Source organism: Fulvivirga maritima, assembly GCF_021389955.1.
GTDB classification, from domain to species: Bacteria; Bacteroidota; Bacteroidia; order Cytophagales; family Cyclobacteriaceae; genus Fulvivirga; species Fulvivirga maritima.
In genome coordinates, this window is record NZ_CP089980.1 from 1,699,675 (window position 1) to 1,723,789 (window position 24,115).

Sequence of the window (24,115 nt, forward strand, 5' to 3'; positions counted from 1 at the left end):
TTTTATTAAAAACTAAGCCTATACCTGCCCTGATTCTTTTTATTCCTTAACTTTGCGGCTTTAATTTTGTTGAAAGCTGAGTGAAAGCAGGAGAACTTCTTAAACTATATAAAGCAGATAGTATCATCCAAACCATGGCTGAGGTAACTAAGCCTAATGAGGATAAGTGTGTTCAATTAAAGGGATTAAGAGGAAGTTTAGATGCAGTGCTAGTAGCAGCATTGTACCAGATCAACCATCAAAATCACCTTATAGTACTGCATGATAAAGAAGAGGCCGCTTACTTTCACAGCGATCTTCAAAACCTACTCACAGGTAAGGAGGTGTTATTTTTCCCTACCTCTTATAAGCGCCCCTATCAGTTTGAAGAAACTGAAAATGCCAATGTGCTAATGCGGGCGGAAATCCTCAACAGGGTAAATCATAAGGCATCATCTGGTGAAATTATAGTTACTTACCCTGAAGCTTTAACCGAAAAAGTAATCAATAAAAAATCATTATTGAAAAACACTTTTACAGCTAAAATAGGTGAGGAGGTTGATATTGAATTCCTCGCTGAATTACTGCTTTCTTATGATTTTGAAAAAACTGACTTTGTTTACGAAGCAGGCCAGTTTGCGGTTAGAGGAGGCATTATTGATATCTTCAGTTACGCACAAGATCTTCCATACCGGTTAGAGCTATTTGGTAGTGAGATTGAAAGCATCAGAACATTTGATCCTTCTACACAACTTTCTGTAGAGCCTGTGAAGGAGATCAATCTGATTCCTAACGTGCAAACCAAACTGATAGCTGAAGAACGACAAGGTTTTATAGATTTTCTACCAAGAAATACTAAAATCTGGTTTAAAGACTATCAGCAATCAATAGATGTTATTGAAATCTATTTTGATAAAGCCAAAGAAAGCTTTGATCAGATATTGGAAGAAAGTGGTGACACACAAATAGTGTTAGATCCTTCAGATTTATTTGAAACTTCTAAAAGCTTTAAAGCTCAAATCAATGAGCTGGGTAAAATAGAGTTTGGTAATCGGTTCTATCTTAAGTGCAGTGAAACATTCGATTTTGCGGCAGAACCTCAGCCTTCATTTAATAAGGACTTTAAGCTGCTCTCTAAAAACTTATCTGATAATCAGGATAAGGGCTTTACTACGCTTATTGCCTCAGACTCTCAGCAGCAGCTTACCAGATTACATTCCATATTTGAAGAAATAGATCATACCAGTGATTTTCAGGACTTGAACATCAGCCTGAGAGAAGGCTTCATAGATCAGATCCTTAAAATTGCCTGCTATACAGACCATCAGCTTTTTGAGCGTTTTCACAGGTATAAAACCAAAGACAAGCATTCAAAATCTAAAGCGCTTACTCTAAAAGAACTTCGCACTTTACAACCGGGTGACTTTGTAACGCACATAGATTATGGTATCGGTAAATTTGCCGGCCTCGAAAAACGAGAAAGCAACGGAAAGGAACAAGAAGCCATTAGGCTTATCTATAGAGATGATGACTTGCTTTATGTAAGTATTCACTCCATACATAAAATATCGAAATATACCGGTAAAGAAGGTACTCCTCCTGCTATTAGTAAGCTGGGTTCACCAGAGTGGGAGAACAAGAAGAAAAAGGTTAAAAAGCAAGTTGCTGATATAGCCAAAGACCTGATAGAATTATACGCTAAAAGAAAAAAAGCCCCTGGCTATGCCTTTAGCAGAGATAGCTTTATGCAGGCCGAGCTAGAATCTTCCTTTATTTATGAAGACACTCCTGATCAGGCTAAGGCCACAGAAGATGTTAAGGAAGATATGCAACAGCAGCACCCTATGGACAGGCTGGTTTGTGGTGATGTAGGGTTTGGAAAAACAGAAATAGCTATCAGAGCTGCATTCAAGGCGGTAACTGATAGCAAGCAAGTGGCTGTTTTGGTGCCCACCACCATATTAGCCATGCAGCATTATAATACTTTTAATGATAGGCTTTCCAGTTTTCCGGTTAAAATAGAATACATCAACCGATTCAAAACCACCAAAGAAATAAGGGAAACCTTAAAAAGGGTTAAAGAAGGCAAAACTGATATATTAGTAGGTACTCACCGTATAGTAAGTAAAGACGTTCAGTTCAAAGATCTGGGCTTAATGATCATTGATGAAGAACAAAAATTTGGTGTAAAGGTAAAAGAACGACTCAAGGAATTGCGGGTAAATGTAGATGCTCTTACGCTTACAGCTACGCCAATTCCTCGTACACTACACTTTTCACTCATGGGTGCCCGTGACTTAAGTATTATTTCCACACCTCCTCCAAACCGCCAGCCAGTAACTACTGAGCTGCATACTTTTAATGAGGAAATAGTGAGAGATGCCATCAGCTATGAATTAAGAAGAGGGGGACAAGCCTTCTTTGTTCATAACCGAGTGGGAGACATAGAAGAAGTTGCCAATATTATTCTAAGGCTTGTGCCCGACTCCCGAGTAGGCATAGCACACGGTCAAATGGATGGCCCAGTGCTGGAAAAGGCTATGATGAAATTCATTGCTGGAGAATATGATGTGCTGGTTTCTACTAACATTATAGAATCTGGACTAGACATACCTAATGCTAACACCATTATTATTAACCGGGCTCACATGTTTGGCCTTTCTGATCTACACCAAATGCGTGGTAGAGTAGGAAGAAGTAATAAAAAGGCCTTTTGTTATTTATTAACACCTCCAACCATAGCACTTTCTTCTGATGCCAGAAAAAGGCTTAGTACCCTGGAAGAATTCTCTGACTTGGGTGATGGCTTTAAAGTAGCCATGCGTGATCTGGACATTCGTGGTGCAGGAAACTTATTAGGGGCTGAGCAAAGCGGATTTATTTCTGATCTTGGCTTTGACATGTACCATAAAATACTAGATGAGGCGGTTCAGGAACTTAAAGAAACGGAATTTAAAGACTTATTTGTAAAAGAACTTTCTGAAGCTGCTAAGGTAATAGTACAAGATTGTAATATAGAAACTGACTTAGAGGTAATTATCCCTGATGAATATGTAAGCAACATTTCTGAAAGACTGAGCCTATATTCTAAGCTGGATAATATTAAAACAGAAGAAGAGCTGAAGTCATTCACAGAATCTATGATAGATAGATTTGGCCCTCTGCCAGATTCTGTAAAAGAGCTAATAGAAACAGTAAGGTTAAGATGGTTAGCTGAAAAACTGGGTTTTGAAAAACTAACGCTTAAGTCTGAAAAGATGAAGGGTTATTTCGTAAGCTCGGATAAAGAAGAATATTTTAAATCAGAAACCTTCGGCAGAATCCTCGCTTACGTTCAAACCAACCCAAAAACCTGTAGATTAAAAGAAGTGAAGGATAAACTAATCCTTACTATACAGGAAGTTTTAAGTGTTAATCAGGCTATAGAAATACTAAGCCAAATTACAGGCAAAAAATAATTAAACTGCTAATTCACCAATCTGAATAGCATCTAGGTATGGACCTAGCTCATTTACTGAATCGAAAGCATTTATTCCTAACACTTTATTTTCAAACGGTGCGTAGCACACTTCTACAAAGTAGCCTGCCAGATAATATAGATAAAACTTATTCTCCTGCTCTGTTCTATAAATCAGATAGTCTGCAAACACGGTTATAAAATCACATTTCTTATCAAAAGGAAGTGTTTTAAAGTCATCCAACGGTATCATATCAACTGGTTTTATATTTACGTCTTTTACTTCAACTATGTAAAGACTATGCCAGCTGTCAAAACCCGCAGAATCACCAAATTTTAAAGGTTTAGATACTTTTTAATTCCAATATTAAATACACTATTCCCAATATGGGATGCAATTCATCGATAAATATGTCATTTTATAGAGGTTATTGTCTCTAGAAACTCATTAACTCCTTAAATCTTTGCGTTTGTCTTCGTGAGACATCTACTTCCTGTCCACCTTTCATATAAATTTTAATGCTTCCACTAAACCAGGGCTCTATTCTTTCTACCCATTTTAAATTAATTATCTGCTGCCTGTTAGCCCTGAAAAAAGTTTTTGTATCTAAGCGTGATTCAAGATAGTTAAGCGTTCGGGGTATCATGGGTTTATGCTCATCAAAATACAATTTGGTATAATTACCATCTACCTCTAGCATTCGCACATTGGCCAGTTGTACAAACCAGCAATTATCACCATCCTTCACAAAAACCTGATCATTAGCCGTCATTCTATCTCCATCTTCCTTGGCTTCATCTTTTGATATCTTTTCGCCTACTTTACTTACTGCACCAGCCAGTCGGTCTTTTTGTATTGGTTTTTGCAAGTAATCTAGGGCATTATATTCAAAGGCCTTTATAGCATATTCGTCATAAGCGGTGGTGAATATGATATATGGCATATGTTCAAGCTCTTCGAGCAATTCAAAGCCATTTTTACCAGGCATCTGAATATCCAGAAAAACCAATTCGGGCTTCTCAGTTTCTATCTTCTCCTTGGCTTCCATAGCATTGGCCGCTTCTCCAATCACATTTACATGATCAAACTCCTTTAATAATCTTTTAAGCTCATTTCTGGCTAATCGTGAATCATCTACTACAAATGCCTTCATATTTTTTATGTTAATGGAATAGTAAATCTGGCTGAAACAAAGTTACTATCCAGGTTTTCAATTTTTAAATCTGATAATTTACCGAATAACAGTTTTAACCTGTCAGAAGCATTTTTTAAACCTATGCCCGTGCTATTACTGGTGGTTTTTATCTGACCGCTGTTTATTACTTCTATAGTAAGCGCTCCCTCCTCTAAATAAGATTTTATATGTATAGTGCCACCATCTGGTAAATCAGAAATACCATGCTTTATTGCATTCTCTACCAACAGCTGTACTGCCATAGGAGGTATTTCCAAATCTAAGGTTTCCGGTTTTATCTCTAATTTATAATTAAGCCTATCTTCAAATTGTATAGACTCAAGGTTCAAATAGTTTTGTACTATTTCTAATTCACTCTCTAAAGAGACCTTTTCCCTATCATTAAATTGTATAGAATATCTCAAAAGTCCAGATAAGTGAGTAATCATGTCTCTGGCTTTCTCTGGATTCTCCACTACTAAGGATCTGATATTATTCAAGCTGTTAAAAATAAAATGGGGGTTTATCTGAGATTTCAAGGCTATCAGCTCAGCATCTTTAACAGCGGCCTGAAGTTTCCATTTTTCAATTTCAGTTCTTTTAAAATTTATAAAAACCTGAAAAAGGAAATATATAAGAGACCAACCTAAAATCATGATAGACAGGTTGAAAGTGATCAGAATCCCCATAAACCATGAAAATTCTCTATCAGGATCCGTCTGAAAAAAAACATAATTAATAGGAAGTACGATAACCGCCCATATTATAGCTAGTATAAAAGAGGCCAATACTACTCGAATGGCCAATTTAAAAAGCCCAAACTTAAGCCATTGATGCTTTTTAACATGCGCTCTATAAAAATGAGTGATGAGTAAACCTACCACCACGGTATTTAAGTAACCAAGAAATACCGCTGACTTAAACCCAGAAACATAAGAGGCAATAAACACATATACTAAATAAAACATTATCCAGCCAGCGCCTTGGAAAAGCCAATACAGTTTCTTTTTATTAAAATTATCAATGGTTATCATCACGTCGGTTTACCAAAAGGAGCAATTAAGTATATACAGTCTCAAATATTAAATAAGTTGATTTAAAAGTAAATCAATACTTATTATGCGGCTTTTGGGTTTGTTAAGTGGTTTTTTAAACTTCCCACGCATGATTTTAAAAGTAGCCAAGCTCATAATGATATGCTGAATCGTATCACGCTTATTTAGAAGTGAGCGTATTTTTTAGTACTTTTAGCCCTGTCTGGTAGTTATTCACAAAATGATAATATTGAAAAATCTATCTTTTGTTTAATAATTATCAAATAGAAATGTTATTTTGGCTACCAAATAACTTGTATTAGATATATTTATATCACTATATTAGTGTTTGCATTTGATTTTTTTGAATAAATAAAACAGGTATGAAAAGAACTGCAAGCTTTTTTAAAAGTGCTTTGTTAGTTGTCAGTGGTTCAATGTTGCTTACTTCGTGTTTTATGGGTGGAAGTAGTAGACCTACAAGTGTACACCCGGGAGCCGTAAGTACCGCCACCGGATTGGCTTATAATGATGAGGATAATAATGGATTTATGGTTAACCCATACGCTGGTCAGCCAGAAGGTCCTAATTTACGTTTTATTGAAGGAGGTAGAGCTGTTATCGGTTCTTATGAAGAGGATGTATTAAAAAGAAGAGACAATATAGAAAGAACTGTTTCAGTGGCATCTTTCTATATGGATGAAACAGAAATTGCAAACATCCACTGGTTAGAATATCTACATTACCTTAATGTATCTGACTCTTCAAGAGAAGTATACATGTCTGCTTTGCCTGATACCTCTGTTTGGGTAAGTAGGTTAGCATACAATGACCCTTATGTAGATCATTACCTGAGATATCCTGGATTTAGATATTTCCCTGTAGTAGGTGTAAGCTGGGTACAAGCTAACAACTATGCAGAATGGAGAACCAGAGCTGTAAACATGAAAATGGCTGAAGATTCTGGTGAAGAATATGCTGAAACAGACGGAAGAATTCCTTTGGAGTCAGGTATTGTATTACCTAACTACAGACTGCCTTCAGAAGCAGAGTGGGAATATGCAGCTACTGCACTGATCGGTACTCAGTGGTTAGATGAAAACCAAACTCACCAAAGAGTATACCCTTGGGATGGACATGCTTTAAGAAATCCTTACGGAAAAGAGATGGGATATTTCTTAGCTAACTTCAAAAGAGGTCGTGGTGACTATGCTGGTATAGCTGGTAAATTAAATGATGGAGCTTTAATCACTTCTTACATTTATGAATTCCCTCCTAACGACTTCGGTCTTTATAACATGGCGGGTAACGTAAGTGAGTGGGTACTTGATGTATACAGACCTATGTCATTCCAAGATTTCGATGACCTTAACCCTATCAGAAGAGATGGTTATATGGATGAGACAAGAAATGCTGCCACAGGAGAGCAATATTACAACAGTGATAGAGAAAACAACCCTGAAGGTTTCACTTCATTAATTACTGACGAAGCAAGAGTTTACAAAGGGGGTTCATGGAAAGATGTAGCTTACTGGATGTCTCCAGGAACAAGAAGGTACTTAGATCAAGATTCTTCTACTGCTACCATCGGATTTAGATGTGCCATGATTAGAGCTGGTTCTAACTATTAATTGATAGCCTGAAAATATTTATAGCCCCATTCGTTAATTCGGATGGGGTTTTTTATTGCTCAAGCTTTAGATCAATCAACTTTTCTTTTTACAGATAATACTTCCACAGTCTGTAACTTGCCTTTCAGCTGAATTTCACCTAAGGAAACCGTTTCATATTTATCATCAGCCTTAGCAGTTGTATATAGCGCTTTAGAGATTAAGAGTTTTTGATTATAATCATTACATATAGATTGTAATCTAGAGGCCGTGTTTAATACATCTCCATGGTAGGCTATGTCTCTCTTAATGTTGCCTATTTCGGTTACTGTTACATTTCCTCCTTGTATTCCACCTTTAAACTCGGGAAGCATGCTGTACCTTTTAGAGTAGTACTCTTTCCTTTTCAATATCCGCTCTTCTATAGCGAAAAATATATCCAAATAAAGAGGCACATTTGTCACTTTATCAGTTTTCCAGGTAAGTACTACTTCATCGCCCACGTATTGGTAAATTTCCGCATCATATTCATCTACCACCATATTTATCTCATCAATACAATCTTTTATCATATTGGAGTATTTAATGTTTCCCAGACTTTCTGCATATCTGGTAGAAGATTTAAGATCAATAAACAAGAATATTCTATTTTCAACTTTTGGGCTTCTATACGTACCTCTCAAAATATTAAAGAGGTTATTAGTCCCAAATTTCTTCATGGTTTGAAGCATGAAATTTATCAGCATGATCTGAAAGCCAATAAACAGCATGGCCATCACCAATAAAACATATACTGTTTTCTCTCCTTTTAACTCTTTTAATTCTTCTTTCGGAAATATTTCAAACTGACTCATAATGGTATAAACCAGGGAGAAGATCACGGCAAAGCCAAACAGGTACATAAAACTCCTTATGATTATTATCCGTCCAAAGCTTAGCTTCTCTACTTCCAGCCGATCAGAAACTTCATTTACTGCGATAAATAATAAGCCAAAAAACACCCCAAAAAGAGTACTTTCGTATAATTGAAAAGGCGATATCCAAAAAGCTATTAGAGGGCTATTGAGTGACTCTACATCTATCTGAGCCACTTCTACAAACCCTTTCATACTAGAAAGGCCAAAGTAAGCCAGTAAGTCTACTATAAGCACCCAATAGAAGAATATGAACAAATAAATCTTTACCTTTTTTACCATAAGCGGCAAAAGTGGAGAATTAAAACCCTAAAAAGAAATTTACTTATACCACATAAGGAACCAATCAATGTGAGAAATCGGTTTTGCTATAAAATATTTTCGGACATAATACGACTTTAATGATATACAATAAGTTAGAACATCAAACTAACCATATTTCCAGTTTTAACGTTTCAATCAAAAGACAGCAACTAACTCCTAACGCATAATGAAGACCTGTTTTTCTAATACCAATGTAATACCCTTTAAATCGGTACTAAACCTGTCCGGTTTAATCGATTACTGGGAGGTCAACCTTGATGAGAATGGAACCTTTTCAGGCTATCCGGCTGAAAAGATCAAGAAACTAATCAATGAGGCTCCTGAACTTAGAGAGCCCATTGAAGACCTCAGCATAGTAGACAAGCACAAAGAGCTTGTAGGCCTGCTTATGAGCGTTGTTTTCCCTCCCGCGCTTATAGATTCAGAAATTTCCGCAGCTATTTTACCTTTTAGTTCTAAAGGCTTTTATGCCACCCCAAAATATGCTCATTTACTACCTTTTGGTAGCATGAGGGATGACTTGGAGGCCAACCTGCCTGAAAGTGATATAGCCAAAGGCAAAATAAGAATGGCTTGCCTATACATTTTGAATAAATACTATGGTACTAATTTCGAAATGGACCAACCGATTGTGATCAGTATACCTGACAGCAAAACCGGTTTAAGAAGAGTTTATAAAATAGATATAAATACTCAGTTTGCAGACGTCATTCACCTTGCCGAGCCTAAACCTATTGATAAGAAGGTAATTAATATGCTCTTGAGCAATATTGATGATATAGATCTATGGCTCGAATATATTGATCCCAAAGTGTTCGCATTTCAGGGATTCTGTATTATGAGGTTAACGGATGTAACTACCGAAGAAATGCTATCTTCAGTAAAGTATGATTTACTTAAAAAGAATGCAGTTACGGATCAAGATAACTTCATTTCAATTCGTGAAAAAATAAGATCGATATTTGGTATGCCCAACCTACAATTGGGTTTATCTTATTTCGACCCCAATTATAATATAATTTCAAACTATGGGGAGAATAATTGGAGTAGCTTCTTAATGAACCCTGAAGATGATAGTTTAGAGTGCGAAAATTTAATAGATTCCATATATGTAAAAGCTTATACTGATAAAAAACCTGTAATAGTAGAAGAACTTTCTGATTATGATAGCTGCGGATGCATTGAAAATGGCCTATTAAGGCGAGGTATTCAAAATGTGATAGTCGCTCCATTGGTACATGAGGGAAAAGTACTCGGAATCATAGAGCTAGGCAGCCCTGAACCAGGAAAGCTCAATGCCCTTACCGCCACTAAATTATATAGCGTACTTCCTATGTTTACAGCTGCAGTTAGGCGGGTACTTTCAGATATGCAAACGGAAGTCCGGGCGCTTATTCAGGAAGAGTGCACAGCCATACACCCCACAGTGGAGTGGAAGTTTATTGAAAGTGGCTTTAACCTAATGCATAAAAGAAGAAAAGGGATTAAAGCTAAGTTTGATGATATCGTCTTCCCAAAAGTTTATCCTATTTATGGATTAGCAGATATTAGAAATTCCAGCGGAGAAAGGTCTAATGCTATTCAAAGGGACCTAACTAACAACCTTAAGCAGGTTAAGAAGGTCATTGATACTATCATGACTTATAAAAACATGCCGATTCTGGATGAAATAAATTTCAGAGTTGATCAGCAAATTAAGAAACTATCTAAAGGTTTAAATTCTGGCGATGAATCAGGTATACTTGAATTTCTTAGGGAAGAAGTAAGCTCTATTTTCAATTTCTTTAAGAAGGATGAACTATTAAGGCCGATCATTAATAACTATGAAAAGCTACTTGACCCAAAATTGGGAGTAATTTATAATGAAAGAAAAGATTTTGAAGAAAGCCTTACACTTATAAATGATCATATCACCACCTATTTAGATAAAGTAGAGGAAGATGCTCAAGATATATTTCCTCACTATTATGAAAAATACAAAACCGATGGTGTTGAGTATAATATCTACCTGGGAGGATCTTTAGTTCAGGAACATAATTTTGATCTTATATACCTTAGGAATTTTAGACTTTGGCAACTCATTACGCAATGTGAGATCGCGGTAAACATCGCTAATTTAAAATCTTCTTTGCCCAAACCTCTGGAGATAACACAACTTATTCTGGTACATGGCGAACCTCTATCCATCAAATTTAGAAGAGATGAAAAGCATTTTGATGTAGATGGCGCCTACAATATCAGCTATGAAATAGTGAAAAAACGGATAGATAAGGCCTTTATTAAAGATACTGATGAGCGACTAACCCAACCAGGTAAGCTTGCAATTGTGTACACACAGCAGAAAGAAGCTGAAGAGTACTCCGGCTACATTCATTATTTGCAATCTATAGGTTATCTCACAGATAAAGTAGAGTTTGTAGAACTGGAGGAGCTGCAAGGCGCTCATGGGCTGAAAGCAATTCGAGTAGAAATCAATCTCAACACAGCTCCTAAAGAGTTTGGAAGTGATTTACTTAAAAATGTTCTTGAAGAAATTGAAGCATAAAAGGTAAATGCATGGATATTTTGAGAAAAAGAAAATTACTCGGAAATTGCAAAGGTTATAGAAACCTATGTAACTCACTAACAGCAAGAAAATGGAAACATTAAAGCTGTTCGAGCGTTTGAAATAGGTAATACAACCTTAAATACTGTTAATAAATAACTTAAAAAATGAAAAAGGTATTAAAAAGCACAATTTTAATAGCGCTAGTTTTTTTTGGCTTTAATTTAAAAACCAACGCACAAGGCTTTGAACCTGGCTACGGCTTTAAACAAGTAAACTTCGGAGTTGGATTTTCAAACTGGGGTGTTCCTGTTTATGCTGGAATGGATTTTGGCGTATCTGACAAAATAACCATTGGTCCAAGAATTAGTTATAGAAGGCATGGAGATGACTTTGGTTACTTAGGAAGAGGATATGATTATCACTATAATATCTTCAATATTGGATTTAGAGGTGATTACCATTATGGACCACACATTGACGGTCTACCTGATGCATTAGACCTTTACGGTGGTTTAACAGTAGGTGCCACTATTTGGTCAGATGATTATGATGGGCCATATGATAATAATTTTGAAGACTCTGGAGCATTAATTAAAGTACAAGCAGGCGCAAGATGGTATTTTGCCAGACAGTGGGCTGCTAATGCTGAGCTATACAGTGGAAACAGATTATCAGGACTTGACTTCGGTCTTTCTTACTCATTCTAAGAGTATTATAAAATCATAAATACAAGAAGCTAAGCTCATATGGGCTTAGCTTTTTTTGTATTAAATTATTTAAAATTAAACTTTTCTTAGTTTTCATGGTTATAAATGTATAACCAAAGTACTCTAGCCATGAAAAAGCATACTCTCGAAAACACCAGTTTTTATTATGGACTGCTTACAGCGGCAGGTCTGATCGCGTTCTTCTTTTTAATGCGCCTTACCGGGTGGATACACATGTATGAGCTCAGAGCTCTCAATTACGTGTTTGTCTTCTCTGGAATATTTATGGCTATAAAAAGCTTCAAACAACATAACCGGAATTCCTTTGCATATTTTAACGGATTAGGAGTAGGCGTGGCCACTTCTGCCATCGCATTATTTATCTTTTCAGCATTTGTAGTTATTTACTTGCTTATTGATGTCAATTTTATGAATCAGCTAAAGCAGTTTGAATATTTTGGGCCTTATTTAAACCCATTCATATCTGGAGTGGTAATATTATTTGAAGGAACATTTTCCGGAATACTCACCTCATTTATCTTAATGCAGTATTATAAATACAGCCACCTAAAAGAAATGGAGAGACCAATACCTTAAGTCTCAATACATAAAAATTTTATAAGAGGCCGATTCTTTAGGATCGGTCTTTGTGTTTTATTATCAAGTAAATATTAAGTTTTAACTTCATATAAACATTGTAATGAATTCTTTGTGATATTAGCAGAAGCACATATACCCTCCAAATTTTAAAGAGTGAACAAACTAATTTCTAACAACACGAAAATTAAGCTACGAACAGTGCTGTTCATAACACTAAGTTGGATAGCACTAAGTGTATTAATTGTTTACTATAACCATCTTCTTAAGCTGTCACAAGAGGCTTTTGAATTTAATGACTATGACTTAGAAAACGCACTTTTCACTAATGTTTTCGCTGTAACCATTGGAGGACTTGTAGGAGGGTTTGCTATAACTTTCTTTTTGAAAGACCGCCTTAGAAAGCTGCCTTTAGGCCTGGTAATCATTATTAACCTGCTATCATTCGTAATCATAATTTCATTAGTAAGCATGGCGGCATTCCTTTTTTACTATTGGGTTTTTATTGGCGAATCTTACTTCGATGGTGATTTATGGTTCAATATAACAGAGTTTGTGAGTAGCTATGCCTTTGCTTTGAACGTTATCTCCTGGAGTACCATTTCTACCATAACCATGATCATTCTACAGATCAATGACAAATATGGTAGAGGCGTTTTCTTTGAAACACTTTTAGGAAAATACCATTCTCCAATTAACGAGGAAAGGATATTCATGTTTCTCGACCTAAAATCATCTACTTCCATTGCCGAAAAGCTAGGTCATAAACGCTATTTTAAATTGCTCAATCGTTTTTTTGAAGATGTTACCAAGGCTATAATTGAGCGGGAAGGAGAAATTTATCAGTATGTAGGTGATGAGGTGGTTATCACCTGGAAACTGGAGTATGGAGTGGATAAAGCGAATTGTGTACGATGTTTTTTTGACATTGAAGATATTATTCAGCGTAAGGCTCATAAATACATGGCTAAATATGGTGTTACCCCAACTTTCAAAGCCGGACTGCATTGTGGTGAAGTAACTACAGGAGAAGTAGGTACTTTTAAGAAAGACATCATTTTTACTGGTGATGTGCTTAATACGACTTCACGTATAGAATCTAAATGCAATGAGTTTGATAAAAGACTGCTGATATCAGGAGAGCTTGTCTCATTATTGCCTTTAAATGAAGATTATGATATGGAAGAACTAGGAGACATAGACCTGCGAGGTAAGCGTAAACCTGTAAAAGTTTACAGCATATCTCGCAGGTTTGTAGATGAAAATAAAGAGTTTATAACAGATGATTAATCCTTATATTTCTTAAACAAAGCAATAGCATTATGGCCACCAAAGCCAAAAGTATTGCTTATAGCATAGTTTATATCCTTTTCAACTTTCTGACCTAAAGTAAGGTCTATTCCCTCAGGCAAATCAGGATCAACCTCTTGGGTATTAATAGTAGGAGGTACCACGCCCTTTTCTATAGCCTTTACTGCAGCAATAGCTTCTACGGCTCCTGCAGCTCCCAGGAGGTGTCCAGTCATAGACTTGGTAGCACTTACATGTAAATGACTTGTATTGCCTTTAGAAATGTTAAAAATGGCTCTCAGTTCAGACGCATCTCCTACTGGAGTACTCGTAGCATGCAGGTTTACATAATCAACATCATTCATAGTTATACCCGCTTCATCAAGTGCCATTTGAATGGCCAGCTGTGCTCCTTCACCTTCGGGGTGTGTAGCAGTAGCATGATAGGCATCATTAGACATACCAGCACCTACGAGCTCCGCATAAATATGGGCCCCACGAGCTTTTGCGTGCTCATATTCTTCAAGAATTAAAGCTCCTGCACCTTCACCCATAACAAAGCCATCTCGGTTCACATCAAACGGCCTACTGGCTTGCTGAGCATTTTCATTATTGGTAGACAAGGCTTTCATAGCACCAAAACCTCCGATTCCTGCTCGCGTAATAGCGGCCTCTGAACCTCCTGCAAGCATAATATCTGTTTTACCAAGTCTGATATAATTTAAAGCATCCATTATAGCACTAGTGGATGAAGCACAGGCTGAAACGGTACAATAATTCACACCTCTTAATCCATATTTTAAGGCAATAGCACCAGAAGGTGTATCTACTAGAATTTTAGGAATGAAAAAGGGAGAAAATCTAGGGCCTCTTGTAGATTCAGCATATTCTAATACTTCGTTTTCAAAAGTGGTAATACCTCCATTACCAGAAGCCCAAATTACTCCAAAACGATCTATATCTGTTTTATCAAGCTCTATTTTAGAATCTTCCATAGCTTCTTTAGAAGCCATAAGGGCATAAAGCGTAAACGGATCATTTTTACGAATTTCCTTCCTATCAAAATGATCTTCAAGGTTAACACCCTTTAACTCACAGGCAAATTTGGTTTTAAAAAGCTCTGTGTCAAATTTGGTGATAGGTCCGGCACCGCTAGTACCAGCCAGCAGGCCATCCCAAAATTCAGAGACATTATTCCCAATAGGAGTTAATGCCCCTAATCCTGTTATCACTACTCTTTTAGTCATTAGTATGTATATTTAGTTCTAATCTTAATTGATGTTTTAAAAGGGTAAAGTGGTCTTCTCCCAAAGCACGAGAAAACTGAACTCCGGCGGCAAGACTACACAAAATTACCCGGGCTTTATCTTCAGGCTCTCCTACAAAGCTAAACGACTCTTCATCAACACCTTCTTTCAACAGATTTATGAGCCAGTTTTGTATGGCCTGCATTATTTCCTTAAGCTGGTTCTGAATGCTTTCAGTTACAGAAAAGTATGATGAACATAAGCTTCCTATCATGCACATTTGGTCTTCTATGAGCCTGACATCATATATTTCGAAGAATGCCTCCAGCTTTTGCCAACAACTTAAATCCTCGATATTGGTAAACCAGGTTTGAAATCGCTCTATTTCATGGTTAAGCACCTCCAGCCCAAGGTCTTCCTTAGTAGGGAAATAATAATGAATGGCTGCGTTTTTAACATTTAAGGGTGCGGATATATCATTAAAACTAAATCCTTTATACCCCATTTTAAGTATTTGCTCTCTGGCAAGAATAATTATTTTATCTCTAGTATTCACAGCACAAATATACAAATACTTACTAAGTAGTAAGTAAAATTATTACTGCTTAAGATAAGTCGTTATCCTCTAAATCTTTACTAAAGTCTAGCTTGCGCATTTTTGGTGAAAATAAACCGGTAAGTAGTACTACAAAACAAGTCATAGTTCCGCCGAAAACAACGGCCGTTACCGTACCCATAAGCTTAGCAGTAATTCCACTTTCAAAGGCACCAAGCTCATTTGATGAGCCTACAAACATACCATTTACTGAGGCTACTCTGCCCCTCATATGGTCAGGAGTCTTTAATTGCAATATGGTTTGGCGTATGACAACGCTAATGCCATCGGTAACACCACTAAAAAACAAAGCTATCAATGAAACCAGAAACCATTGTGATATACCAAAAACAATTATACAAGCACCAAAGCCAAATACAGCTGCCAAAAGCTTTAGCCCTGCATGCTTGTTTAGCGGAAAGTAGGTAACAATCATAATAGTAAGGAAAGAACCGACAGCCGGTGCAGCTCTTAAAAAGCCAAAACCAGTTGAGCCAACATGCAGAATATCCTGAGCAAAGACAGGCAATAACGCTATAGCACCACCAAATAATACGGCTATCATATCAAGAGAAATAGCGCCTAGTATTTCTTTAGTATTATAAACATATTGAATTCCTTCTTTTAAACTTTTCAATACACCTTCATCTTGAGCGGTATTCATAATAGGCTTGCTTTCTATAAAAAGCAAAAAGACAAACGCAACTAGCGCAAAACCTACTATTACCAATAATGACCAGTGCACACCGATCCAACCGATGGTTAACCCACCGATAGCCGGTCCTAAAACCGCGCCCATTTGCCAGGCACCACTGCTCCAGACGGAACCATTTGGGTAATGCTTTTTAGGAATAATAAGGGAAAATAGAGAAAAGACGGTTGGTCCTAAAAAGGCTCTTACTATGCCTCCTACAAATACCATGGCATATACCAGAATTAGTGTAAGATCAACCGAAAGGTGACTGTTAAATAACGGCCATGTTAACAAAAACAAGCCAGTGCTAATGAATAAAAATCCCAGAATGCATTTTTGCAACAGGGATCTCTTCTCTAATTTATCAACAAAATGCCCCGCGAACAGGGCTAATGATACTGCGGGAATCACTTCAGCTAAACCTATAAATCCTAATGATAAAGGATCTTTGGTCATACTATAGATTTCCCACTCTATAACTACAAACTGCATCCCCCAGGCAAATATTAAGGCAAACCTTATTACCAAAAAGTATCTAAACTCTTTAAACCTTAGGGATGCATAAGGGTCTTTCTTAGGCATAGTGCGAATTTAATATGCCCGCTGATATTTTTAGACTTTATTCTATAAATATAAAATCTTAGGCAGCGTGGAGCATGCCGGTAGTAGAAAACTTCTTCGCTAATTTAAGTCGGTTTCTCAAAGTTTCCAGTTGCGCTTTCAATATACTTTCTGTGGTATTGCTAAAAGTATTGCTTCTTATTACTTGCATATAAACCCCCACAATGGATTTCTCTACTTTCTCCACAAAATGACTCATTTTGCTTCTGCTTAGTTTACCAAAAGTTAGCACATTCATTCTTTTGTTAACATTAAAATCTGAGGTAAGGGTATCAATCTCATCTTTTAGGTCTTCAATAAGCGTATTTCTTAGTGCTATGGCAGTATCGCAATATTCTTGAAGCTTAGGATCTGAAGTGCTTTCTTTTACATTTTCAAAAGACGCGATAGCTTCTTGGTGATGTTTTACTAGTTCAGCTAATGGTTGTGCAACTTTTTTACTATGTTCTGTATGATTCATTGGTCTATTAATTTTAAAAATTAACTCACCTCTTCCCATTAAAATATCGTGATCAAAATCTTATGAGGTGTGTTAACAGGTTTGGTTAATATTCTTTTAAATAACCAAATACCTTCAAGTAATATACCAATTAGAAAAAAAGCCTTTATTAGGCAGAAATAGGACAGGTTAAGGCAAAATATGTGGAATTTTCGCCTTAACCTGTTTTTAAATTACTACACTATTCTTTTATATCAGCTAAGTCCAGAATAAAAGCATATTCTAAAGCAGTCTCTTTATAGCGCTGAAATCTACCGGAAGCGCCGCCATGTCCGGCGTCCATATTAGTTTCAAGAAGAATAATATTATCATCTGCTTTTACTTCTCTAAGCTTAGCTACCCACTTAGCCGGCTCCCAGTATTGTACCTGAGAATCATGAAGGCCGGTAGTTATAAGCATATTAGGGTATTTCTGAGGCTTTACATTATCATATGGCGAATAAGAAAGCATATAATCATAAGAATCCTTATTGTTAGGATTTCCCCACTCATCATATTCACCTGTAGTAAGAGGAATACTTTCGTCAAGCATAGTGGTCATTACATCTACAAAAGGAACTGCTGCTACCACACCTTTCCATAAGTCAGGCCTTTGATTTACAATAGCTCCCATTAGCAGACCTCCGGCACTTCCGCCCATAGCGTATAGCTCATCCTTCTGTGTATACTGCTGATCAACCAAATACTCTGCACAATCTATAAAATCATTAAAAGTATTCTTCTTTTTAAACATTTTGCCATCTTCATACCACTGACGCCCCATCATTTGGCCTCCTCTTATATGAGCAATAGCATACACAAAACCTCTATCAATAAGGCTTAATCGAACAGAACTAAAAGAAGGATCTATAGTAGCACCGTAGGAACCGTAACCGTAAAGCAGAGTAGGGTTTCCTGATTCTTTCTTTAATGATTTCTTGTAAACCAAAGAAATAGGCACCTTCACGCCATCACGAGCAGTAGCAAAAAGTCGTTTAGTTTCGTACTCATCAGGATTATAACCACCCACAACTTCCTGCTGCTTCATCAGCGTTTTTTCTTTGGTAGCCATGTTATAGTCATAGACAGAATTAGGCGTAGTAAGCGAAGTATAACCATACCTCAGCACCTCAGTATCAAACTCTGGATTAGTACCTATGTAGGCAGTATACGCCTCTTCGCCGAAGTCAAGATAATGCTCATCTTTGGTATCCTGATTGATTACTCTGAGTTGAGTGAGGCCATTACCTCTTTCTTCTACAACCAGATATTTTTGAAATACCTCAATCCCTTCCAGGTAAACATCTTCTCGGTGGGCAATTACTTCTTTCCAGTTAGATTTTGCCGTTGAATCTTCCGGCGTTTCCATCAATCTGAAGTTAGTAGCTTCCCAGTTAGTAACAATATAGAATTTGTCCTCAAAATGCTCAATCATGTATTCAAGCCCTCTTTCTCTGGGAATAAACTCCTTAAATTCTCCATCAGGAGTATCAGCATTAAGAATGCGGTAATCATTAGTAAGCGTACTTCCAGACCAAATGATTAAATACTTATCCGACTTGGTTTTATATATACCTGTATAAAAGGTGTCATCATTTTCTTCAAAAATCAGCTCATCGGCAGTATTAGAAGCAAGCTTATGTTTAAATATTTGGTTTGAACGAAGGGTAGCAGGATCCTTTTTAGTGTAAAATAAGGTCTTATTATCATTAGCCCAGGTACTACCACCGGTAGTGTTGGTAATAGCGGTCTCCATAACTACACCTGTTTCCAAATTCTTTACATGAATTGTGTATTGCCTTCTTCCGACAGAATCTACACCGTAAGCCACTAAACGATTGTCTAAGCTAACGTTAAGACCTCCTACCTGATAGTATTCATGGCCTTCAGCCATTATATTTACGTTGAGCATTACCTCCTCATCATTGTCAAGAGAATCCTGCTTTCTACAGAAAATAGGGTATTCCTGACCTTCTTCATATCTGGTGTAATACCAATAGCCGTTACTTTTATAAGGCACTGATTCATCAGTTTGCTTTATTCTGCCTACTATTTCATCATATAACTTTTCTTGAAGAGGCTCAGTATGCTTCATTATAGTATCAGTATAAGCATTCTCTGCTTCCAGATAATCAATCACTTTCTGATTTTCACGTTCATTGAGCCAATAATAATCATCCACTCTTATTTCGCCATGAGCTTCCAACTCCTTCCTTATCTTTTCCGCTTTAGGTGGTATGGGTCTATTCATCGTATTTTCCTTTTCAATTTTGTTACACCCCACAAACATACAGCTAATGGCTAAAGGGATAAATATTCGTATTAGTAAATTCATTTTAGATCGATATTATAAACTGGTTATCAAATTATGATGTTATAAAGAATAAGTACAATTAAATAATTTAAATGGCATGAATAATCATACAAAAGGAAAAAAGAAGAATAAGAACAACACAAAGGAAAATGAAGATCCACAAGAAACTGATTCAGATGAAACCAACCACTATGGGATACTCCCTAACCATGACATTAAAAAGAACCTCGGTTGCGGCGGATAATTGAAGCAAAAAGTCTCCTACGTATTAAAACGTGTTTTTATTACGTACGTAAATATTGTACTACGTAATATAAAAACGGATCCAATATACGTATACACAACGCTTATCAATTACGTATAATTATTCAAGAATATAAGAGCATCAACAATTAGTAAATATCTTTAAGTTATGATTTTCAGATATTTACAAATATGATTGATGATTACAATATACGTAGATACCTATTGATTAAAATTCAGCTTCTCTATTGGTCAATATTTTGTTAATTCCAGCTTTAATGACGGCTCATTTTCTATAGTATGAAACAGCTCTGAGACATTACTTACTTCTAACTTCTTCATAATATTGAACCTATGAGTTTCTATAGTTCTTATGCTTTTATCTAGCTGTTCGGCTATTTCTTTATTAGAAATACCAGAGTAAATAAGTTTTAAAATTTGACGCTCTCTTTTGGTTAGCCCATAATCTATTCTTCTTTCTACCTGTAGTTCAGGAGCCATTTGCTGAGCCTTTTTGGCAGAAAGGTAGTTACTTACTAAGATATCAGACACCTCTCCACTTATATACTTCTGACCAGCTGCTACTGTGCCAATAGCTTTAATTAACTCATCTACACCACAATATTTGAGCAAATAGCCATCAACACCAGCATCAATATACTTGGTTATACTCTTTTCATCTTTCTGAGCAGTAAGTACCATAATTGGCAGGTCAGCATAAATTTCTTTAGCACTCTTTACCAAGGCAATACCATCTGAATTAAGCAAGTTATTATCCATGATCAGAAGATCTGGCTTAAAGCTTGTAAGAGCGCCTATAGCCTCTTTTCCTGCTCCTACATCTGAAGTCACTTCAAATTCAGAATAACTATCTAATAGCATTTTTATGCCTTTTCTCACGATCTCATGATCGTCTACCAACATTATTTTTATCACATTCTTCATATTCTAACATCATTACTCGTCCATTTCACCCCATATATTCCAGGTTAGCAAATGGCCAAATTCAATTTAAGATTCCAACAATCCACAACTCCCAATACCAACATCTGCACTTCGCATTTTTCAATCATTTAGCCACTGAAATTGAGCCCAACCCATGAAAAATACTGGTCACAAAATTAAGATAAAAAGAAAATTAGACTAAGTATTTTTACTTATTTTTTTATTAGTTTAATTTAGATTAATACGTATTTAAGTGAAAATTCCGGCCAATATACTTAAAAACACAAAAATATAAGCCTGAAATCAGCATAATATTTCTCACACATAAATAGAAGAAAAAGTCCTCATACAACAAATAGAGCAACATTTTAGAGCCAATTGAGCAACTCAAAAGAGGCGAAATTTGATACGTAGAAATAGAAAATCCACTACTGAAAAGGAAGGAAAAATAAGACCTGAGCCACATGAAAAATCCCTAACGCTCTAGGAGGCCACAGAAATTACAGATCCGTACAGAAATGCGTACAGGCGCTCTATGAGCGTTTAGAAATTAAGACAAAAATAGGGTAGAGGACGAGTTATTGAGATACCGAACTAACAAATTCGATAATAGCTTTTTGAGTTGTTTCTGATTTTTCAAACATACCTTTATGCCCCGTTTCCTCAAGCAATAAAAGGCTTGCACTTTTAGATATGTCGGCCATCTCTTTACTCTTCGCTGCAGGAACTGCGCCATCATTCTCGCCGGCAATAATGAGAATAGGCTCCTCAAATTCCCTCATTACATCAGTACGATCATGACGATCTCTCATAGCCTTTGCGTACTGTATAAGCGCCTTTGAATTAGTATTTGATACTAAGGCTACAGTTTTATCAATATCGGCACTACAAGCCGCTCTATTGCTTACATAGAACAGCTGCGGTACAAAGGACTCCGCAAAAACCTTTACACCATTCTTTTCAACAAAGGTGATAGTTTTATTACGTGTCTCTTTTTTAGTTTCATCATCAGGAAAGGCAGAGGAATGAAAAAGACAGAAGCCCTTTAATCTATCAGGGTGATACTTAGCCATAGAAAGTGCAACATAACCACCAAGGCTATGCCCCACCACAATGCATTCTTCTATATTAAGATCATCAAGCCACTCTATGAGCAACTCAGCAATATCATCAATGGTAAAGTCACCCTCGGGGAGAGGGCTTTCTCCAAAGCCAGGTAAGTCTGGAATAAGTACACGGATGGTTTCAGGCAATCCTTCTATAAAGGACTCCCACATCTCTTTGGCCTCACAGTATCCATGTATAAAGACTACCGGAAAGCCATTTCCTTTCTCCAAATACTTAACGGGTGATGACGACATTCACTAGCGAGCGAGTTCTTTTTCTGAAATTTTTATAACTGTCTTAGCAATACCATCGGCATCAAAACCACATTCTTTATGGAGCTCTAACTGCTCACCGTGCTCTACAATGGCATCTGGTATACCTAACCTGATCACCTGAGCCTGATAGCCGTTATCTACCATAAATTCAAGTATAGCACTACCAATACCACCAGGCAGGCAGCCATCTTCTACAGTTATTACTTTAGAATAGTTCTTGAAAACCTCATGTAAAATATCTTCATCAAGAGGTTTAACGAAACGCATATCATAGTGAGCAGGATCTAAACCTTGCTTAGCGAGCTTTTCGCAAGCCTCTACAGCATAGTTTCCTATATGGCCAATAGTTAATATGGCCACTTCCTCACCATCTTTAATCTTTCTTCCTGTTCCTATCTTCACCTCTTCCATTGGAGTTCTCCAGTTAGGCATAACACCTTGTCCACGAGGATACCTGATGGTAAAGGCTTTCCCAGCTCTTGGCTTTTGAGAAGTATACATTAGGTTACGAAGCTCAGCTTCATTCATAGGAGAAGCTATGATCATATTAGGAATACAACGCATATAAGCCATATCATAGGCTCCGTGGTGTGTAGGCCCATCAGCACCGGCAAATCCCGCTCTATCAAGGCAGAAATTAACTGGCAGATCCTGAATACAAACATCATGGATCACCTGATCATAGGCTCTTTGCATAAAGGAGCTGTAAATATTACAGAATGGCACTAATCCCTGACTTGCCAAGCCTGCTGAGAAGGTCACAGCATGTTGCTCTGCTATACCTACATCAAAAGCACGGTCAGGCATTTCCTTCATCATAATGTTCATAGAAGAACCTGAAGGCATGGCAGGAGTAATACCCATTATATCTTTATTCTTACGCGCCAGCTCTACTAAGGTATGACCAAACACATCCTGATATTTAGGTGGCTGAGGCGTTTCATATACTTTCTTCCTTATTTCGCCGGTCACTTTATCAAATTTACCCGGTGCATGCCAGGTAGTCTGATTTCCGTTTTCAGCAGGGGCATACCCTTTACCTTTCATGGTAACACAGTGGAGTATTTTAGGCCCTTTAATATCTTTCAGGTCTTCCATCACGCTTACCAGATGATTGACATCATGGCCATCAACAGGCCCAAAATAGCGTAGATTTAATGACTCGAACATATTGCTCTGACTGAGCAAAAATGATTTTATACTGTTTTCTACCTTTGAAATAATCTCTCTGGCATTAGGCCCGAATTTGCTAACCTTGCCAAGAATTTTCCACACATCATCTTTTACTTTATTATAAGTATGTGAGGTAGTAATATCAGTAAGATAGTCTTTTAAAGCCCCAACATTAGGGTCTATAGACATACAGTTGTCATTAAGAACTATCAGTAAATTTGTATTAGAAACTCCGGCATGATTCATAGCTTCAAAAGCCAGGCCACCAGTCATGGCACCATCGCCAATTACGGCTATATGCTGCTTTTCTTCCAAGCCCTTATATTTAGAAGCTGCAGCCATACCTAGCGCTGCAGAGATAGAAGTAGAAGAGTGACCTACTCCGAAAGAATCATACTCACTTTCCTTCATTTTAGGGAAACCAGAGATTCCTTTATAGATCCTATTAGTATGAAAAGTATCTCTTCTGCCAGTGAGAATTTTATGCCCATAAGCCTGATGCCCCACATCCCACACCAATTGATCTTTAGGTGTGTTAAACACATAGTGCAAAGCTACGGTGAGTTCTACCACCCCCAGGCTCGCACCGAAATGGCCACCATACACAGAAACATTATCAATGATAAAATGTCTCAACTCATCACAAAGTCTTACCAGCTGCGTTTGATCTAAATTTTTTAAATCATCCGGGCTATTAATAGTGGCTAAAAGTTTTCCGGGCTCAATTAACATCAGAAAAAATGGGTTTGTAACTCATAAACAATAACTCAATGTAACTGTTTTGTAAA

The 24,115-nt window shown here is 36.9% G+C and carries 19 protein-coding genes; 7 read left to right on the plus strand and 12 right to left on the minus strand.

Going from position 1 to position 24,115, the window contains the following annotated elements; all coding sequences use genetic code 11:
• Window positions 1–80 precede the first annotated feature (80 nt).
• Complete coding sequence (gene mfd / locus LVD15_RS07165; protein ID WP_233779614.1) at window positions 81–3,437, plus strand: transcription-repair coupling factor; 3,357 nt, start codon at window positions 81–83, stop codon at window positions 3,435–3,437.
• Here mfd and LVD15_RS07170 read toward each other — a convergent pair whose 3' ends face one another.
• From LVD15_RS07170 to LVD15_RS07180, 3 genes are all read right to left on the minus strand, one after another.
• Window positions 3,438–3,689: a hypothetical protein gene (locus tag LVD15_RS07170; protein WP_233779615.1), complete on the minus strand. Its 252-nt coding sequence runs from the start codon at window positions 3,687–3,689 to the stop codon at window positions 3,438–3,440.
• 184 nt (window positions 3,690–3,873) lie between these two features.
• Window positions 3,874–4,590 carry a LytR/AlgR family response regulator transcription factor gene (locus tag LVD15_RS07175; RefSeq protein ID WP_233779616.1) on the minus strand — a complete coding sequence of 239 codons (717 nt, stop codon included), beginning with the start codon at window positions 4,588–4,590 and terminating at the stop codon, window positions 3,874–3,876.
• Window positions 4,591–4,595: 5 nt separating this feature from the next.
• Window positions 4,596–5,645 carry a sensor histidine kinase gene (locus LVD15_RS07180; RefSeq protein WP_233779617.1) on the minus strand — a complete coding sequence of 350 codons (1,050 nt, stop codon included), beginning with the start codon at window positions 5,643–5,645 and terminating at the stop codon, window positions 4,596–4,598.
• Window positions 5,646–6,028: 383 nt separating this feature from the next.
• Here LVD15_RS07180 and gldJ point away from each other — a divergent pair, with 383 nt between their 5' ends.
• Complete coding sequence (gene gldJ, locus LVD15_RS07185) at window positions 6,029–7,276, plus strand: gliding motility lipoprotein GldJ (RefSeq protein ID WP_233779618.1); 1,248 nt, start codon at window positions 6,029–6,031, stop codon at window positions 7,274–7,276.
• Between the two features lie 71 nt (window positions 7,277–7,347).
• Here gldJ and LVD15_RS07190 read toward each other — a convergent pair whose 3' ends face one another.
• A complete protein-coding gene (locus tag LVD15_RS07190; RefSeq protein ID WP_233779619.1) occupies window positions 7,348–8,451 on the minus strand; it encodes an adenylate/guanylate cyclase domain-containing protein in 1,104 nt (367 codons plus the stop codon).
• 208 nt (window positions 8,452–8,659) lie between these two features.
• On the opposite strand from LVD15_RS07190, the gene LVD15_RS07195 reads away from it, so the two are divergent.
• From LVD15_RS07195 to LVD15_RS07210, 4 genes are all read left to right on the plus strand, one after another.
• A complete protein-coding gene (locus tag LVD15_RS07195) occupies window positions 8,660–11,038 on the plus strand; it encodes a GAF domain-containing protein (RefSeq protein WP_233779620.1) in 2,379 nt (792 codons plus the stop codon).
• 167 nt (window positions 11,039–11,205) lie between these two features.
• Window positions 11,206–11,748: a hypothetical protein gene (locus tag LVD15_RS07200; RefSeq protein WP_233779621.1), complete on the plus strand. Its 543-nt coding sequence runs from the start codon at window positions 11,206–11,208 to the stop codon at window positions 11,746–11,748.
• A 129-nt stretch (window positions 11,749–11,877) separates the two neighbouring features.
• Complete coding sequence (locus LVD15_RS07205) at window positions 11,878–12,345, plus strand: DUF4199 domain-containing protein (RefSeq protein ID WP_233779622.1); 468 nt, start codon at window positions 11,878–11,880, stop codon at window positions 12,343–12,345.
• A gap of 156 nt (window positions 12,346–12,501) precedes the next feature.
• Complete coding sequence (locus tag LVD15_RS07210; protein WP_233779623.1) at window positions 12,502–13,635, plus strand: adenylate/guanylate cyclase domain-containing protein; 1,134 nt, start codon at window positions 12,502–12,504, stop codon at window positions 13,633–13,635.
• Here the strand turns inward: LVD15_RS07210 and fabF are convergent.
• From fabF to LVD15_RS07235, 5 genes are all read right to left on the minus strand, one after another.
• Window positions 13,632–14,882 (minus strand): beta-ketoacyl-ACP synthase II, encoded by a 1,251-nt coding sequence (gene fabF / locus LVD15_RS07215; RefSeq protein WP_233779624.1) that lies wholly within the window; start codon window positions 14,880–14,882, stop codon window positions 13,632–13,634. The genes LVD15_RS07210 and fabF overlap by 4 nt on opposite strands.
• On the minus strand, window positions 14,875–15,438 hold the full coding sequence (locus LVD15_RS07220) for a TetR/AcrR family transcriptional regulator (protein WP_233779625.1): 564 nt from the start codon (window positions 15,436–15,438) through the stop codon (window positions 14,875–14,877). The genes fabF and LVD15_RS07220 overlap by 8 nt, the downstream gene beginning before the upstream one ends.
• Before the next feature lie 49 nt (window positions 15,439–15,487).
• A complete protein-coding gene (locus LVD15_RS07225; RefSeq protein WP_233779626.1) occupies window positions 15,488–16,753 on the minus strand; it encodes an MFS transporter in 1,266 nt (421 codons plus the stop codon).
• Between the two features lie 58 nt (window positions 16,754–16,811).
• Window positions 16,812–17,252, minus strand: a complete 441-nt coding sequence (locus LVD15_RS07230; RefSeq protein ID WP_233779627.1) for a hypothetical protein — start codon at window positions 17,250–17,252, stop codon at window positions 16,812–16,814.
• Between the two features lie 220 nt (window positions 17,253–17,472).
• Window positions 17,473–19,560 carry a S9 family peptidase gene (locus LVD15_RS07235; RefSeq protein WP_370687416.1) on the minus strand — a complete coding sequence of 696 codons (2,088 nt, stop codon included), beginning with the start codon at window positions 19,558–19,560 and terminating at the stop codon, window positions 17,473–17,475.
• Window positions 19,561–19,681: 121 nt separating this feature from the next.
• Between LVD15_RS07235 and LVD15_RS07240 the strand changes: the two genes are divergently transcribed.
• The gene (locus LVD15_RS07240; RefSeq protein ID WP_233779629.1) at window positions 19,682–19,828 is read left to right on the plus strand and encodes a hypothetical protein; all 147 of its coding nucleotides are present in this window, start codon (window positions 19,682–19,684) and stop codon (window positions 19,826–19,828) included.
• Between the two features lie 251 nt (window positions 19,829–20,079).
• Here the strand turns inward: LVD15_RS07240 and LVD15_RS07245 are convergent, their stop codons facing one another.
• The 3 genes from LVD15_RS07245 to dxs form a co-directional block, all read right to left on the minus strand.
• Entirely contained in the window at window positions 20,080–20,772 is a 693-nt protein-coding gene (locus LVD15_RS07245; protein WP_233779630.1) for a response regulator, read from the minus strand.
• A 578-nt stretch (window positions 20,773–21,350) separates the two neighbouring features.
• Window positions 21,351–22,133: an alpha/beta fold hydrolase gene (locus LVD15_RS07250; RefSeq protein WP_233779631.1), complete on the minus strand. Its 783-nt coding sequence runs from the start codon at window positions 22,131–22,133 to the stop codon at window positions 21,351–21,353.
• Between the two features lie 3 nt (window positions 22,134–22,136).
• The gene (gene dxs / locus LVD15_RS07255) at window positions 22,137–24,059 is read right to left on the minus strand and encodes a 1-deoxy-D-xylulose-5-phosphate synthase (RefSeq protein ID WP_233779632.1); all 1,923 of its coding nucleotides are present in this window, start codon (window positions 24,057–24,059) and stop codon (window positions 22,137–22,139) included.
• Window positions 24,060–24,115: the final 56 nt, after the last annotated feature.